Raw genomic sequence first — 16,123 nt, 5'->3', positions numbered from 1 at the left:
TCCTCCCGGTCTGCATATCCGATCGTCTCAAACGAAAGAGAGCACATCACTGTGCTCTCTGCTTCGCAAAAGGCAAAGGAATAGGTCACGTTCATTCCTCAGCATGTTGTTATATTGTACCTTTTTCGGTGAAAAGCATCAAATGCTCATTAAACTTCCTATTCGTTCAATGCCAGCTTCAGCGCTTCCAGATTCTCTCTCATCACACTAATGTAGTCCTTGCCTGCCTTAACCTCATCCTCGGTTAGACCTTCGATGGGATTTAACACGGCTGTTTTGGCTCCAATTTCTTGTGCAATAGTCTCGGATACTTTGGATGAAACGAGTGTTTCGAAAAAGATCGTTTTTACCTTGTGTTCCTTGGCAAAATCAATGACAGATGCCATCTGAGCTGCGGATGGTTCCTGTTCAGGAGACAACCCGGCAATCGGAACCTGCTGCAAACCATACTCCTCTGCCATATATGCAAAAGCCGCGTGCTGTGTAATAAAGTCCTTACGTTTGCTGTCCTTTACAGCCGCTTTGAAGTCCTCATCCAGTGCTTCCAGCTTGGCAATATATGCATCGGCGTTTTGCTTGAACTGGTCTGCATGCTGAGGGGCCGCTTTGGCAAGTCCAGCTTCAATGTTACGTACTTCCTTTATAGCGAGCGCCGGTGACAACCACACGTGAGGATCAAGTCCACCGTGGTCATGGTCATGCCCTTCGCCTGTTGCAGCGTCATGGTCGTGACCTTCCTTCGCATTAGCATCATCCCCGTGATCATGCTCTTCAGTGGTTGTTGCTTTGTCCGCATGATCGTGGTCATGTGCTTCTTCTTCCACACCCTCGTGGAGCGTAATCCCTTGACTGGCTTCCACCTGTACAAGTTTGCTATTGCTTAGGCTATCTTTGACCTGATCCATCCAAGACTCCATGCCTGCCCCGTTGTAGACGAGAACATCTGCTTTTTCAATGCTCGCGATGTCCTGAGGCGTTGGTTCCCAATCATGGGGCTCCATGGCTGGCGGAATAAGCGTATGTACATCAGCCAGATCGCCCGCTACATTTTTCGTAAAATCATACATCGGATAAAAGCTGACCTCTACATTTAATTTTTGCTCCGAAGCCGCTGGAGTGCTCGCTGCCGCAGCTTGCTCCGGATTAGAGGTTGTTGTTTTTTGACCGCAGCCTGTTGCAACAAGTGCCAAACTGAAGATAAGTCCCAGTGCTGAAGTTTTACCCAATTTCATCGTCTGAATTCCCCATTTCATCTTTATGTGTTGCCTTTTGAATGAATATATAATGTTGCTGTCCGCTGCTTAATATCGCGATGACGTTTACGATTGTATAGTGAAACCAGCTTTTGGGCTGATATTCCAGTCAACAGGAAAAATAACAGGATGAGTGCAATCGTTCCTCCCGGCGGTGTATTCCACTCGTAGGAGGCGGTCAGACCGCTGAAAATACCCGTCAGACCTGTAATGACAGCAATAACAATAGCTGCGGCAAAACTGCGTGCAACCCTCAAAGCTAATGCTGCCGGCAATACGATAAGTGCAGATACAAGCAGTACACCGACAATCGGCATCGCAGCTGCTACGGTCATTCCGGTTAGTACCGCAAAGGCAAATGATAAACCTTTCACCTGTACGCCTCCAATGGAAGCCGTCTCTTCATCAAATGTCAAATTGTACAACGGTCTTCGCAAAACGAAAAAAAAGGTCAATCCAATCAAACATACCGCTGCCATCATCCACAGCTGAATGTTACTCACCGCGACAATGGAACCAAACAGATAAGAACTGAAGGTTTTGGAAAGATTCATTTTCAGACTCATTAATACAACAGCCAAAGCGAGACCAGATGTCATAATGATTGCAACCGGCACCTCACTGTAGGTCCGATAGCTTCGCCGTAGCTGTTCAACCAGCAGAGCACCAATGATTGCAACAGCGAAGCCGCTTAGAACCGGATTCAGGTTCATAACCGAACCCAGGGCAACCCCTGCCAGTGAAACGTGAGAAAGTGTATCAGCCATCAGTACCTGCCGTCTAAGCATCAGATATACACCCAGAATGGGTGCAATGATTCCGATTAGTCCCCCAGCCCAGAAAGCACGTTGCATGAATTCGTACTCAAACACTGCCATTCCTCACTTTCTTGTCGCTCCAAGGTGATCGTTCGATCGAGCCGGTTACCGACTTCTTCGAGACCGTGAGTTACCATGATGATGGTGAGACCATGAACATCTGCGTAGTGACGCGTCAAGTCATAGAACCCTTCTCTGCTTCGCCGATCCATACCGGTGGTGGGTTCATCCAGCACAAGCACTTGCGGCTGTCCAGCCAGAGCTCGTGCGATACAGATTCGCTGCTTCTGGCCGCCCGAAAGTTCTCCTACGCGTGCATGGCGGTATTCCCACATGCCGACCTCACGCAGGCTTCGTTCAACAATTGCTTCTTGGTCCGAAGTGAATCTCCGAAAAAGACCTAACTTGTGGTAACAACCGGATCGCACCAGTTCGAGTACCGTGCTCGGAAAACCACTATTAAATGAGGCGACTTGCTGAGGTACGTAACCGATCTCCAACTTTTTGCCTCGTAGCTGTTGTGTATTCATATGTACCGAACCGCTCCAGGGCTTCAAGAGCCCCAGCAGCAGTTTCAGCATCGTTGTCTTCGCAGAGCCATTTGGCCCCGTGATGCCTACAAATTCGCCCACATGAATATCCAGCGACAGCTGATCAATGACAGGTTCTTTACCATATCCAAATACGACATCACGCATGGAAGATAAGATCATGGGTAACCTCTTTCTATTTTCGTAAATATTACGATTTAAAAAATTCAAATTTTTTAGCGGGTTTCCCGGTGAATCGTCATCTTCTTCAAACGAGGTGAATACTTCTTCATTTCCAGACGTTCTGGATGGTTACGCTTGTTCTTGGTTGTTGTATAGTTGCGATCTCCGCACTCCGTGCAGGCTAAAGTTACAATGACTCTCATGATGTTGCCTCCCTTTATCTATTCGTAATAATTACTATTTAATAACACTAGCCTAAGCCTATTCTTTTGTCAACTTCTTCTCTTAGCTCCACTGTGGAAAAGGGTCTTTCAACTCGCGCCAGTTCATCTGCATCTCTTCATCTGTAAGTAATGTCTCATCCAATGTTCGTTCAATGGCTGCACGATCCATATCGATCCCGATAAACACCAGCTTGGTTACCCGGTCCTCCCACTCTTCATCCCAATCCGGAATAGCTGGAAGTGTGTCGCCAAAATGAAGATGCCGTTCTTCCTCACTCATCGCCCCTACCCATATTCCCGCGGGTGCAAGCTGTTTGGAAGTACCCGCATGGCTAAATGAAATGGCCATATGGTTGCGTGTAGCCATCCACATCAAACCTTTGGAACGAACGATACTGTCCGGCCACTTGGCAATCCAGCGCAGCAGGCGCTCGGGATGGAATGGACGTTTGCGGTGATACACAAACGAATGAATACCGTATTCTTCGGTCTCAGGCGTATGCTCCTCTTTCATTAATTCGCGGATCCAGCCCGCGGACTGGCTTGCTTTTTCAAAATCAAACCGTCCGGTATTTAAAATCTCTCTCGGATCAATCTGTCCATGCGTCGTGCGAACCAACTTGGCCTCAGGCTGCATCGCGTGCAGTGCTTTTTCAAGCTTGGATAGCTCTTCTTCGGATACCAGATCACATTTGTTCAGCACCAGTACGTCGCAAAATTCAACCTGGTCGGTCAGCAAATGTACAATGCCCCGCATGTCATCTTCTCCGGCTTCCTGTCCGCGATCCTTAAGCGTCTCTTTCGAATAGAAGTCACGCCAAAACTGAGCAGCATCCACAACGGTTACCATTGTGTCTAGACGAGTGAATTGGGTCAGATCAATGCCAAGTTCCTCATCAATGTACGTAAATGTCTGAGCCACAGGAACCGGTTCGCCAATGCCCGTGGATTCAATCAATATGTAGTCGAACGACCCATCCAGCGCAAGCCGCTCCACCTCTTTTAACAAATCTTCACGAAGTGTGCAGCAGATGCATCCGTTTGACATCTCCACGAGCTTCTCATCAATCCGCGATAAACCGCCTCCGTCCCGAATCAACCCCGCATCAATATTGACTTCACTCAGATCGTTTACAATGACAGCGACTCGCATACCCTCCCGATTATGAAGCACGTGGTTTAGCAATGTAGTCTTACCAGCTCCAAGATAACCGCTAAGAACCGTAACTGGCACTCGGTTGTGAGTTTGTTGTTGCTTTTCTGATACTGACATTATTGGTTCCTCCACTTCTTATCGTTAATTAAGTGATCCATCGAAGCTTTCGGGATGTTCAGAAGGAAAAAAGGGATAAGGGGTGATGTACTTATGATGGAGTAATTATATGAATTATATATTTAATCGTAATTATTACGATTAAATATATGGAGAACTATACCTTACCACACCTTAGCTTGTCAACTGCATGTCTGTGGACGAACTTTTTAATCGTAAAATAACTTATTAACTGAGTGTATCGATGTATGTTACGGCAAGTACAAGCATATATTCTAGCAAAGTTCTAGTAACGGAGGTCTTTTCATGAGAATCGCAGCTAGTTTGAAACTTCTCACCTTCCTTGTTCCCTGTGCCTTTCTGGTTCCGGTTATTATTGCGTTTGCCCCGGATCTCAATAAGGTCTGGAATAGTGAAGCGTTGCAAAATATAAAAACGGTATTTGTCAGCATTTTTCTGGAAGCCGCCCCTTTCCTGCTGATGGGTGTTTTCCTTTCCTCCCTGATGCAATGGTTCGTATCGGAAGAGATGGTGCGAAGACTCACCCCCAAACATCCCGTTGGTGGCGTGCTTGTGGCGGGTCTGCTCGGTATTATTTTTCCCATCTGCGAATGCGGAATGATTCCGGTTGTACGGCGGCTTATGCATAAAGGCATGCCTGCTTACATTGCGGTGACGTTTATTTTAAGTGGACCTGTCGTCAATCCAATTGTGTTTACAGCAACTCTACTGGCATTTCCTAATCATCCAGAGATCACCATCGCTCGTATGGGCCTGGCGTTTGCTGTAGCGGCTGTTGTTGGCGGGCTTGTATATGTGTTCGTAAAACGTAATCCTCTGCGCACACCCAAAGCAGTCGTAACCGAAGTAAAGACGCACCCTGGGTTCAAAATGGCTTCCTTACCTCATTCTCATACACATACACATTCTGATGATCATGCTCACTCGCACGGAGACTCCTATGATCATCATCACTCTCATAAGAAGGACTGGCGCAGCTTTTTCATCCACGCAGGTGAAGAGTTCGTCGATATGAGCAAATATTTGGTGATTGGTGCGTTGATTACAGCCTGCATTCAGACGTTCGTGACTCGCAGTGATCTGATAGCGCTAGGAAACGGCCCGATTGCGTCGTATGTATTTATGATGGGTTTTGCTTATGTTCTATCCTTATGTTCTACCTCAGATGCTTTTGTTGCGTCAGCCTTCTCACATACCTTTGCTTTGGGTCCGCTGATTTCCTTCCTTGTGCTCGGCCCGATGCTGGATTTCAAAAGCACGCTGATGTTACTCTCCACCTTCCGCACTCGCTTTGTCATTGGCTTAAGCCTGGCGATTATCATACTGGTTTTTGCCGGGTCATGGCTCGTGAACTTCTTTGGATGATTGAGGGGAAACTGGTTTGAGCTGAAAGAATACTTGATCTTTTCATTAACAGCATTAATCATTCATGCTATTAAGTATTTTCCCGGCTGGTACCTCATGATTTTGAAATGATCCAGAAAGGATTCATATAAGAAAGGAGTGCAGGTCATGGCTCAAGCAAATCATGCGATGAACAAGAACTTTTTTTCAAAAAGGATACTTATTCAATGGCATACGCTCATTCGTGCAGGCTGGATTGGCAGTCTGGCTGTGTATGTTATGCACCTCAAATCGAGCAACTCTCTACATTATTATTTGGCTCCTACGATGCAAAAGCTGCTTCTCGGTTGTGCCGTTCCCCTCCTATTTATTGCTGTTATTATGGCATGGCATGCTTTTGGGAGTCGAAATGAATTCGAATGCGATTGTGAGCATGCTCCTCCTTCCGGCGTGATTCGCAGCTCCATGGTCTACGGTTTGATTGCTTTGCCACTATTGCTGGGTTTTCTACTACCAGATCAAGCTTTAGGCAGTTCGATGGCTAGTCAGAAAGGAATGTCTTTGACGTATGCTCCACCTGAAATAAGGCGTAAAGACCCGCTGCCAGACGCGTCTGCAAAGTTGAGCGTGCAAGATTATACCGTTACGCAAGGCACAAAGCAGCAAAATGACAAGTTATCCGAATTACCTGCCAGTGTGCAGTTTGTACCGCCGGATGAATACAGCCGGGAATTCGCGGAGTTGGCAGAAAAGTTATACGTACAACCTGTCATCCAGGTGTATCCAGAGATATTCTCGGAAACCCTCGGCACCATCGATATGTTTCAGCGCCAATTCACAGGCAAAGAGATTATGCTGACCGGCTTTGTTTACAGGGACGATAACATGGAGCATACATCTCATTTTGCATTAGGACGTTTTCTCGTGATGTGTTGCCCGGCAGATGCGGCTCCTTTCGGCGTGATGATTCATATTCCGGATGCCAACAAGTTTGAGAAGGATAGTTGGGTACAGATCCGTGGTACCATTGGCTCGGCGCAAGTCGACGGTAAAGATACGATGGAAATTCAGGCAACGTCCGTAACACCGATTAATCAGCCAGCTTCTCCTTATATTTACACCAATGCCGATTCCGTTAAGGCATATGATAAGATCGTGAGTAAGTGAGTGAGAGAAAGTAGAGCATCATTGAGTTGAAGTGGAGCACTTTACGAAAAGATCGCCAGCACACTTCTATTTCTAACGATCTCAGACGAGCTTATTTAGGTGAAAATAGGCTTTTGAAATTCTAACGATCACCAGAGAGCTTATTTTGCTAAAAACACAAGAAAAAGCCCTTTTTCACATCAAAATTCTAAAATAAGGTTTCCTGTGATCGTTAGAATATTTAAACGCGGGAAATAGCTCAAATAGCGTTCCTTGTGATCGTTAGAAAATTAATCTCATTGGATCGTTTTAGACGCTCCATTTGCACACAAGTTAGTAGCCGAGCTGATGATAATCATGATGATCATGACAATTTAAACTAACGAAGAGCGCCAAAGTAGCACTTTCACGGTTTATAGAGAACCAGAACATTGGACTGAGGATTGTCGTATTATGTACTCAGCCGTGTTTCGAGTTTACGTGCACGTCGTCTCCTAACAAAAAAAGACGGGCAGATTAATACCTGCTCCGTCGTCTTTCATATATTATGTTCGCCTGTATGTTTACAAGTGTGTATCTACAACTGTGTGCCAGTAAGGGATCTCACGACAGTTTTGTGGTAGTCTAGCGGACTGCCATCAGCAGGTAAGTCATGAGTGCATCGTTACCCTGCTTATCTATCCCGCTTATCTACGCAGCATATCCTTTTACTCCGTTACGATATCATGAACCAATACAGGTGCATCGGCATGATCTGCAATGGTGATGTTTTCCTTGATTTTCGCAATCACGGCATCGACATCTTCACGATTCGCATGAATGGTTACCAGAGATTCACCGGCTTTCACTGAATCACCAACTTTTTTGTTCAGCATCAAACCAACCGCCAGATCGATCTCGGACTCTTTCGTTGCACGACCTGCACCAAGCAGCATGGCAGCCGTTCCGATCTCATCCGCAACGATCCCAGCTACATACCCGTCACGATCTGCTGGAACTTCGATTAGATATTGTGCTTGCGGCAAGCGCTCTGGGTGGTCCACCACGGAAGCATCGCCGCCTTGGTTCGCCAAGAAATGTTTAAATTTCTCCAGCGCTTTACCATTCCGGATCACTTCTTTGAGTTTTTCTTCCGCTTGCTCCAGTGAATCAGCTTTACCTGCGAGGAACACCATCTGACGTCCCAGTGCCAGGCACAGTTCTTCCAGATCTTTCGGACCTTTACCTTGCAGTGTAAGAATCGCTTCTTTGACTTCCAGAGCGTTACCGATGGCAAGACCCAATGGTTGGGACATGTCGGAGATAACCGCCATCGTTTTACGTCCTACATTGTTACCAATGCTAACCATAGCGTGTGCCAACTCTTTAGCATCTTCTGTTGTTTTCATAAATGCGCCCGCGCCTGTTTTTACGTCCAGGACGATCGCATCAGCACCTGCTGCGATTTTTTTGCTCATGATGGAGCTGGCGATCAATGGGATCGAGTTGACCGTTGCCGTTACGTCACGAAGTGCGTACAGCTTTTTGTCCGCAGGTGTCAGGTTGCCACTTTGACCGATAACCGCTACTTTGTGTTCGTTTACGAGACGAATAAACTCTTCTTTTTCCAGCTCAACGTGGAACCCAGCAACGGATTCCAGCTTGTCCGTAGTACCGCCTGTGTGTCCCAGACCACGACCAGACATCTTCGCAACAGGTACATCCAGTGCGGCAACAAGTGGCGCAAGTACCAGTGTCGTCGTGTCTCCCACTCCTCCAGTGGAGTGTTTGTCGACTTTAACACCTTCAATGGCAGAAAGATCGATCGTTTCGCCAGAGTTTACCATCGACATTGTCAGATCAGCACGTTCCTTATCCGTCATATCCTTGAAAAATACAGCCATCGCCCATGCGCTGACCTGATAATCCGGGATTTCTCCTTGTGTATATCCTTGAACGACGAAATCGATCTCTTCTGTAGTCAGTTCTTTTCCGTCACGTTTTTTAGCAATAATGTCTACCATTCTCATGATAATCTCTCCTTTTGTAAAATTGATTGTATAGAACACGTGTTGAGCGGGGCCGTTCCGGACCCGGATCGTTCTTTCGATCGCTGTTGTCTTCACATTTTTTTGAATCACCTTTACTAAGGTTAAAATGTGAAAACAAAGGCGAGCGCTTCGCTTCTCCAGAATCGATTCCGGTTCCTCCACTCCATGCTTCAACACCAGTTTCGATAGGCTTACAGTGTAATTGCTGTATCCAACGCCACAACCATCATGTCGTTAAATGTTTTTTGTCGCTCTTCAGCTGAAGTTTCTTCGCCCGTCAGCAAGTGATCACTTACGGTCAGGATTGTCAAAGCGTTCACGCCAAATTTCGCAGCAATGGTGTACAGTGCTGTTGTTTCCATCTCCACGCCAAGCACGCCGTGTTTCATCAATTTCTCAGTCACGGAACGGTCATCGCGATAGAAGGAATCGGAGCTAAATACGTTACCTACGTGGATTTTCATGCCTTTCGCAGTGGCACGGTCATAGGCTTCTTTCAACAACGAGAAAGTCGCAATGGGTGAAAAATCGTACCCACCGAAGACATGTTTGTTCATGCTGGAATCAGTACAAGCTGCTTGAGCAAGGATCACATCACGTACACGTACATGCTCCTGCATTCCTCCGCAAGTACCTACACGAATCAGGTTTTTTACACCATATTCGCTAATAAGCTCGTTCGCATAGATTGCGAAGGATGGAATCCCCATACCCGAACCTTGCACCGAAATCCGGTGACCTTGATATGTACCTGTGAAACCGAGCATGCCACGAACTTCGTTGTAACAAACAACGTCTTCCAGATACGTGTCAGCAATGTATTTCGCGCGCAGCGGATCTCCTGGCAAAAGGATCGTTTCTGCGATATCTCCTGGTTTTGCTCCGATATGTGTACTCATGTGTAATCTCCTCCGATATAGATGATCTGTAGTATGATATAGATGTCCTTGAATTCTGAAATTCGATTCTTTTTGATATCAAGTTTTGTTGATGTCAGTAATATTAGGGTAGCTTATGCCACTCAAGTGTCCCAGAAATCACTTCGAGTTCGGCATCATGACACAGTGCGTCGCATCCAGACAGAGCAGGCACGTACAGGATCAACCCAACCATCCTGAAATGCCTTCTCTGTCCAAGACACTATTTAAAATGCATGTTCATTAAATTCACACCTGAACGCAGTTTACTTCAACTCATTCAAGAAGCTTTTGCCGTACTCCGGTAATTTTACACCAAAGTTATCAGCCACGGTTGCACCAAGATCGGCAAACGTGCTACGCAGTTCAAGCTTTTTGCCCTCGCTGAAACGCGGGGAGTAAGCCAGCAGTGGTACATATTCACGCGTATGATCTGTGCCGCGATAGGTTGGATCATTACCATGGTCAGCTGTAATCAGCAGCAGATCATCGTTTGTCATTTTCGCAAAAATCTCAGGTAAACGTGCATCATAATCTTCAAGAGCTTGCGCATAACCTTGTGGATCACGGCGGTGACCGTATAATGCATCGAAATCAACCAGGTTCAGGAAACTGAGTCCAGTGAACTCTTCGTCCAGCGTCTCAGACAACTTGTCCATCCCATCCATATTGGACACCGTACGAACAGCTTTTGTTACGCCTTCACCGTCATAAATGTCAGAGATTTTACCCAGAGCAATCACATCCAGACCGCTATCTTTCAATTCGTTCATCACCGTGCGTCCAAATGGCTTGAGCGCATAATCATGACGGTTCGCTGTACGCTTCCAGTTCCCCGCTTCACCAACGAACGGACGGGCAATAATGCGACCAAGCATGTACGGATCTTCAAGCGTGATTTCACGACAGAATTCACAGATCTCATACAGTTCTTTCAAAGGTACGACGTCTTCATGCGCTGCAATTTGCAGGACAGAGTCAGCTGACGTGTAAACGATTAGCGCGCCTGTTTCCACATGTTCCGCACCCAGTTCATCCAAAATCTCCGTGCCGCTGGCTGGTTTGTTACCAATGACCTTACGACCCGTTTTCTCTTCGATGCGCTGAATTAACTCATCCGGAAAGCCATTCTCGAACACACGGAAAGGTGTATCAATGTATAACCCCATGATCTCCCAATGACCTGTCATCGTGTCTTTGCCTCGGGAAGCTTCCTGCATTTTGGTGTAATACGCTTTAGGTTTATCCGCCACAGGGATACCTTGGATTTCTTCAATGTTGGAGAGTCCGAGACTTCCCATATTCGGCATGTTCAGACCACCACGCTCACGTGCAATATGACCCAACGTATCGACGTCAAAGTCATCAAATTCTGCTGCATCCGGCGCTTCTCCGATTCCTACAGAATCCATTACAATCAGATGTACTCTTTTGAATGTTGACATAAATTAAGCACTCCTTCCAGCTTCCATATTATCCGACTTACAAAAACAGTCCAGTGATGATCGCAGACAGCACGCTAACCAGCGATGCACCGTAAAGCAGCTTCAGACCGAAGCGGGCCACCACATTGCCCTGTTTCTCATGAAGTCCCTTCACTGCACCGGCAATAATACCGATGGAGGAGAAGTTGGCGAAGGATACGAGGAAGACGGATACGATTCCTGTTGTTCTGGCAGACAATCCCGTTTGCTCGCTCAAATTCAGCATCGCCACAAATTCGTTGGACACCATTTTGGTAGCCATAATACTGCCTGCCTGAATCGCTTCTTTCCAAGGGACACCCATAACAAAGGCAAAAGGTGCAAACACATACCCAAGCAGTTCCTGGAACGAAATACCGATTACAGCGCTAAATATTCCGTTAATCAAGGCAATCAGGGCGACAAAACCGATCAGCATCGCCGCTACGACAATTGCTACTTTGAATCCGTCAAGAATGTATTCTCCCAGCATTTCGAAGAACGATTGTTTCTCTTCTTCCCGCACTTCCAATATATCTTCTTCCTCCGTAACCCGATACGGATTGACGATGGAAGCAATGATAAAACCGCCGAAAAGGTTAAGCACAAGCGCTGTCACTACATATTTCGGTTCAATCATTGTCATATAGGCGCCGACAATGGACATCGATACCGTGGACATTGCTGATGCACAGAGGGTATACAGCCGATGTTTCGGCAGTAGCCCGATTTGTTTTTTCACGGAGATGAACACTTCAGATTGCCCCAGAATGGCCGAAGCAACCGCATTATATGATTCCAGCTTGCCCATTCCGTTGATTTTGCTTAGTACCAGACCAATATATTTTATAACAAAAGGTAAGATTCGGATATACTGCAGGATACCAATTAAGGCAGAGATGACCACAATCGGCATTAGCACAGTCAGGAAAAACGGACCACTCCCGCCTTCTGCTCCAATGTTTATAAGACCGCCGAAAACAAAGGTGATCCCTTCGGCTGCATAATCAAGCAAGTTCTTGAATACGGTGGAAAATCCGCCAATCAGCCATGTTCCCACTCCCGTATTCAGCAAAGCATAGGCCAGTACGATCTGTAAAACAATCATTACCGCAAGCGGTCGGTATCGAATCTGTTTCTTACCGTTACTGGCGATATAAGCCAGTCCAAAAACAACGAGTAAGCCAAGGATGGCAATAAGGTATTTCATGTGATCTCTCCTTTGAAGGTCGTTAATCCCGTTGTATAAACTGCTCAAAGGGTTACTGAATCTTATTTTGTGTCATTTCATAACATATGATTTCAGAAATTTTATTAAGCGCTTACAAACAACAGGATATATTACGTTTCATTATCAAGTAAAAAATGGCCCTGAACCCTGCCATGCATCTCAGGCAGAGTTCAGGAGATTCACTCATTTTAGTAAGAAGAAGTGGACTGACCACCTTGCATGATTTTCACGCCTGAGCTTGCTCCGATTCGAGTAGCCCCTGCTTCGATCATTTTCTGCATATCTTCGAGACTGCGTACGCCGCCGGATGCTTTAACACCTACGTCCGGACCAACGGTACGACGCATCAGTGCGATATCTTCCGGAGTTGCCCCGCCTGTGGAGAAACCTGTTGATGTTTTCACAAAATCTGCCCCGGCTCTAACAGCCGCTTGACAAGCACGTACTTTTTCATCATCTGTCAACAGACAAGTTTCAATAATTACTTTCACCAAAGTACCTGCCGCAGCTTCAACAACAGCACGAATGTCCTGCTCTACCACATCATCTTTGCCATCTTTCAGCGCACCGATATTAATGACCATGTCTACTTCTGTTGCACCTTTAGCGATAGCATCTTTCGTTTCAAATGCCTTCGTTTCGGAAGTAGATGCCCCCAGAGGGAAGCCAATGACTGTGCAGATATCTACGCCAGTGCCTTTTAGCTGCTCTGCAGCGTAAGATACCCAGCCCGGATTCACACATACAGATGCAAATTGGTACTGCTTCGCTTCTTCCGTCAGCTTGGTAAGCTCGTTGCGAGTTGCGTCTGCACGAAGCAACGTGTGGTCGATCATTTTAGCTAATTGTGGTGTAGTCAATTGAAATCTCTCCCTTATCTGAACTGGTGAACTTTATATCCTTACACTACCATGAACATATGTAAAAATCAACTTGAACATTCGTTCATTCTTCATTTGTGGATCGAAAGGTGAACTTTGTGTTACACCAGAGGAAAATTCCTTCTTCCGTTTATTTTCTGCCTTACAAAGTAAAACATCCGCCCGGATATCATGGCAGATGTTGTCATTGTTAAACCAAATATGAAGTTAGGCCGGTAAGAAGAGTATTCAGCCACATGTGTACTCATCCTCTATGCTTTTCTATAAACGAAGCAATGCCTGCGCTGTGTATTGATCCGTAACCAAAATGTTGGCATACTGGCCTTTCAGAGCCGCGTGAATCGCTTCAATTTTGCGTCCGCCGCCAGCAACGAGAATGGATTTCTCCTTATTTCTTAATTCAGCCAAATCAATCCCGACCGTCCTGCTGTTAATCTCCTCACTGATCAGATGCCCTTCCGCATCAAAAAAACGTGAACAAATGTCACCCGCACCGGACTTCATCAAAAGCTCCTGCTCTTGTTCGTTAAAATATCCCAGCTTGAACAGAAGTGCATCCTCTTTCACCGTTCCTACCGTAAATATGGCGATGTTCGCCTGTCTTCCCAGCTCAACAATGCGTCCAATGTGACGGTCGGCCTCGACCATTTTTTTCACTTCAATATTATCGAAGATCACCGGAAGCGGCAGATACCTGGGAACCGTATGAAAAGCCTCCGCAAACAGATGTACAATATCTGCAGCATAGGTGTTTACATGGGAGTGGCTTACGCCGCCTTTGAGCTGTACCACTTCTACGCCTTTGACCTGCTTGGGTCTGAGTTGACGTGCGACCGCATGCATTGTTGTTCCCCATGTCACACCGATAATATCCGCATCCTGCACAGTGTCCTGTAAATAGTCCGCAGCTCTCTTGCTTATATGCTTCTGAATTTCCTCATCACTCTTCAACGGTGCGAAACATACCAGTGCCGTCTCCAGATTGTATTTGGCTTTCAGTTCGCCGCCGATAATATCAATATCCTCCAGCGGGTCCATAATTTCAATGCGCACGTACCCTCGGTCTTTGGCATATTGAAGAAGCCTCGATACGGTAGGACGTGATACCCCCAGTCTTGAGGCAATATCCTGCTGGCTGTAATCGGACTGATAATACAATTTTGCCGCTTCAATGCTTAATCGCTGTTTCTCCAAGTCCATTCCCATGTGCATTCATCTCACTCATCTTATTATCGTTGGAAAATAAAGAAAACGTATAGCCTCAATTTCTGGTATATAGCTGGCTGAACTTGTACGCACAAAGCTCATTCCGCTACAATACTTGTCCTTATATATTATACATATATTAAAGTTTCCATCACTATATTTTGCCAATAGTCAGAATACATGCCACTTTTATCGGCTCAATGATTCACTGTGCTGCCATCTTACCCGAAAAAACGAATAAAAAATAACACCGCACCCCATACTACTCCAGTCACTGGAGCTGTTTCGAGAAATATGAACTCAAAAACCAAACCAAATTCGAAAGTGAGGACACAAGTTATGTCTACTTTATTGTATATTACTGCCCATCCGCATGATCATCAAACCTCGTTCAGTATGGCTGCCGGCAAAGCGTTTATTGATGCTTACAAAGAAAGTCATGCCTCAGACGAAATCATTCATCTCGATCTGTACCGTTCCAATATTCCACACATCGATGCAGATGTATTCAGTGGATGGGGCAAACTGCAAGCTGGAGGCGACCTGAGCTCTGAGGAACAGTCCAAAGTGCAACGGCTAAACGAACTATCTGACCAGTTTGCGAATGCAGACAAATATGTATTCGTTTCACCACTGTGGAACTTCTCCTTCCCTCCTGTACTTAAAGCATATATTGATTCTATCTGTGTGGCAGGCAAAACGTTTCGTTATACGGAGCAAGGTCCGGTAGGACTTCTGACGGATAAAAAAGCATTGCATATTCAAGCCCGTGGCGGTATCTACTCCGAAGGACCTGCGGCTCAGATGGAATCGGGACATCGTTATTTGGGCATCATCATGTCGTTTTTGGGTGTACCGAAGCTGGATGGCATCTTTGTTGAAGGACACAACCAGTTCAAGGATCGTGCAGAGGAGATCAAACAGAAAGGAATTGAAGAAGCACAGCGTTTTGCCAAGCAGTTCTAAATAAGATAAACCGGGCCAAACGGCCCGTAACCAGAACCCAACTATCATCCGCCATGATAAGTAATAAAAAAAACCGCATCACAGCCCTTAGAGTACAATTTCAAGGGTTGGTGCGGTTTTTTTGTGTAGATCTGTACTATATAACAGCGTTGTAAAACTTATATTTATGCTCAGCCGTTGTGCGTCCCGGCACTGGCACGGCTCATCGTTTCAAGCTTACGAGTAATCGCATGGCGGTCTATTTTTAGTCCCCAGATCAACTCAATAATCTGTTCTTTCTCTTCTGGCTGGTCGGCTTGTTTCAATTGCAGCAACAGTTCATGCATCTGCTCGTTAATGTCTTCAAACTGATTCCAGAGATCTTGCCGCACTTCGGTTGAATCCACGTGATGGTTGGCATCGACTTCTTCCTTCAATGCTTGCAGGATAGCGTCTTTCCACTCCTCATCACCAAGTTGTTTTGCAATGTTTAGGAGATCCAGATAATCGTCAACAAGAAGAGAGTTCAATTCAGCATATGTTTTCATCGTTTATTGCATCCCCTTTTCGTTCTATTTACCCAGTATTATACTCGGTATTTCTGGTAATGCAATAGTTGTCGAGAAAAAGGGAATCATTTGCTTATCCTCATGTCATA

At 45.9% G+C, this 16,123-nt stretch carries 15 protein-coding genes; 3 read left to right on the top strand and 12 right to left on the bottom strand.

Annotated elements, in window-relative coordinates; translation table 11 throughout:
* Positions 1 to 158 precede the first annotated feature (158 nt).
* From ABIE27_RS10190 to ABIE27_RS10170, 5 genes are all read right to left on the bottom strand, one after another.
* On the bottom strand, positions 159 to 1,232 hold the full coding sequence (locus ABIE27_RS10190) for a metal ABC transporter substrate-binding protein (RefSeq protein ID WP_123066528.1): 1,074 nt from the start codon (positions 1,230 to 1,232) through the stop codon (positions 159 to 161).
* Positions 1,233 to 1,255: 23 nt separating this feature from the next.
* Positions 1,256 to 2,131 carry a metal ABC transporter permease gene (locus ABIE27_RS10185; protein ID WP_123066476.1) on the bottom strand — a complete coding sequence of 292 codons (876 nt, stop codon included), beginning with the start codon at positions 2,129 to 2,131 and terminating at the stop codon, positions 1,256 to 1,258.
* Positions 2,077 to 2,784, bottom strand: a complete 708-nt coding sequence (locus ABIE27_RS10180; RefSeq protein ID WP_429350485.1) for a metal ABC transporter ATP-binding protein — start codon at positions 2,782 to 2,784, stop codon at positions 2,077 to 2,079. The genes ABIE27_RS10185 and ABIE27_RS10180 overlap by 55 nt, the downstream gene beginning before the upstream one ends.
* Before the next feature lie 53 nt (positions 2,785 to 2,837).
* A complete protein-coding gene (gene rpmG / locus ABIE27_RS10175) occupies positions 2,838 to 2,987 on the bottom strand; it encodes a 50S ribosomal protein L33 (RefSeq protein WP_036613813.1) in 150 nt (49 codons plus the stop codon).
* Between the two features lie 82 nt (positions 2,988 to 3,069).
* Positions 3,070 to 4,281 (bottom strand): GTP-binding protein, encoded by a 1,212-nt coding sequence (locus ABIE27_RS10170; RefSeq protein WP_123066478.1) that lies wholly within the window; start codon positions 4,279 to 4,281, stop codon positions 3,070 to 3,072.
* Between the two features lie 306 nt (positions 4,282 to 4,587).
* On the opposite strand from ABIE27_RS10170, the gene ABIE27_RS10165 reads away from it, so the two are divergent.
* Entirely contained in the window at positions 4,588 to 5,667 is a 1,080-nt protein-coding gene (locus ABIE27_RS10165; RefSeq protein WP_429350484.1) for a permease, read from the top strand.
* Between the two features lie 147 nt (positions 5,668 to 5,814).
* Complete coding sequence (locus ABIE27_RS10160; RefSeq protein ID WP_429350483.1) at positions 5,815 to 6,813, top strand: TIGR03943 family putative permease subunit; 999 nt, start codon at positions 5,815 to 5,817, stop codon at positions 6,811 to 6,813.
* 686 nt (positions 6,814 to 7,499) lie between these two features.
* Here ABIE27_RS10160 and ABIE27_RS10155 read toward each other — a convergent pair.
* The 6 genes from ABIE27_RS10155 to ABIE27_RS10130 all read right to left on the bottom strand — a co-directional run bounded on the left by ABIE27_RS10155 (position 7,500) and on the right by ABIE27_RS10130 (position 14,514).
* Complete coding sequence (locus tag ABIE27_RS10155) at positions 7,500 to 8,801, bottom strand: pyrimidine-nucleoside phosphorylase (RefSeq protein ID WP_123066480.1); 1,302 nt, start codon at positions 8,799 to 8,801, stop codon at positions 7,500 to 7,502.
* A 212-nt stretch (positions 8,802 to 9,013) separates the two neighbouring features.
* Positions 9,014 to 9,721, bottom strand: a complete 708-nt coding sequence (gene deoD / locus ABIE27_RS10150) for a purine-nucleoside phosphorylase (protein ID WP_056691414.1) — start codon at positions 9,719 to 9,721, stop codon at positions 9,014 to 9,016.
* Positions 9,722 to 10,005: 284 nt separating this feature from the next.
* Positions 10,006 to 11,184 carry a phosphopentomutase gene (gene deoB / locus ABIE27_RS10145; protein WP_429350482.1) on the bottom strand — a complete coding sequence of 393 codons (1,179 nt, stop codon included), beginning with the start codon at positions 11,182 to 11,184 and terminating at the stop codon, positions 10,006 to 10,008.
* Between the two features lie 37 nt (positions 11,185 to 11,221).
* Entirely contained in the window at positions 11,222 to 12,412 is a 1,191-nt protein-coding gene (locus ABIE27_RS10140) for a NupC/NupG family nucleoside CNT transporter (protein WP_123066482.1), read from the bottom strand.
* A 209-nt stretch (positions 12,413 to 12,621) separates the two neighbouring features.
* Positions 12,622 to 13,269, bottom strand: coding sequence for a deoxyribose-phosphate aldolase (gene deoC, locus ABIE27_RS10135; protein WP_429350507.1), 648 nt, complete (start codon positions 13,267 to 13,269; stop codon positions 12,622 to 12,624).
* A 306-nt stretch (positions 13,270 to 13,575) separates the two neighbouring features.
* Complete coding sequence (locus ABIE27_RS10130) at positions 13,576 to 14,514, bottom strand: sugar-binding transcriptional regulator (protein ID WP_123066531.1); 939 nt, start codon at positions 14,512 to 14,514, stop codon at positions 13,576 to 13,578.
* A gap of 345 nt (positions 14,515 to 14,859) precedes the next feature.
* Here ABIE27_RS10130 and ABIE27_RS10125 point away from each other — a divergent pair, with 345 nt between their 5' ends.
* Positions 14,860 to 15,486, top strand: a complete 627-nt coding sequence (locus tag ABIE27_RS10125; RefSeq protein ID WP_429350481.1) for an FMN-dependent NADH-azoreductase — start codon at positions 14,860 to 14,862, stop codon at positions 15,484 to 15,486.
* Positions 15,487 to 15,656: 170 nt separating this feature from the next.
* On the opposite strand, the gene ABIE27_RS10120 is transcribed toward ABIE27_RS10125, so the two are convergent.
* Positions 15,657 to 16,013, bottom strand: a complete 357-nt coding sequence (locus ABIE27_RS10120; protein ID WP_123066484.1) for a hypothetical protein — start codon at positions 16,011 to 16,013, stop codon at positions 15,657 to 15,659.
* Positions 16,014 to 16,123 lie beyond the last annotated feature (110 nt).

This window comes from Paenibacillus sp. 4624, from assembly GCF_050435065.1.
Lineage (GTDB): Bacteria > Bacillota > Bacilli > Paenibacillales > Paenibacillaceae > Paenibacillus > Paenibacillus amylolyticus_D.
Note: the sequence above shows the minus strand (reverse complement) of the source record. Positions and strands in the feature narration are given on the sequence as shown.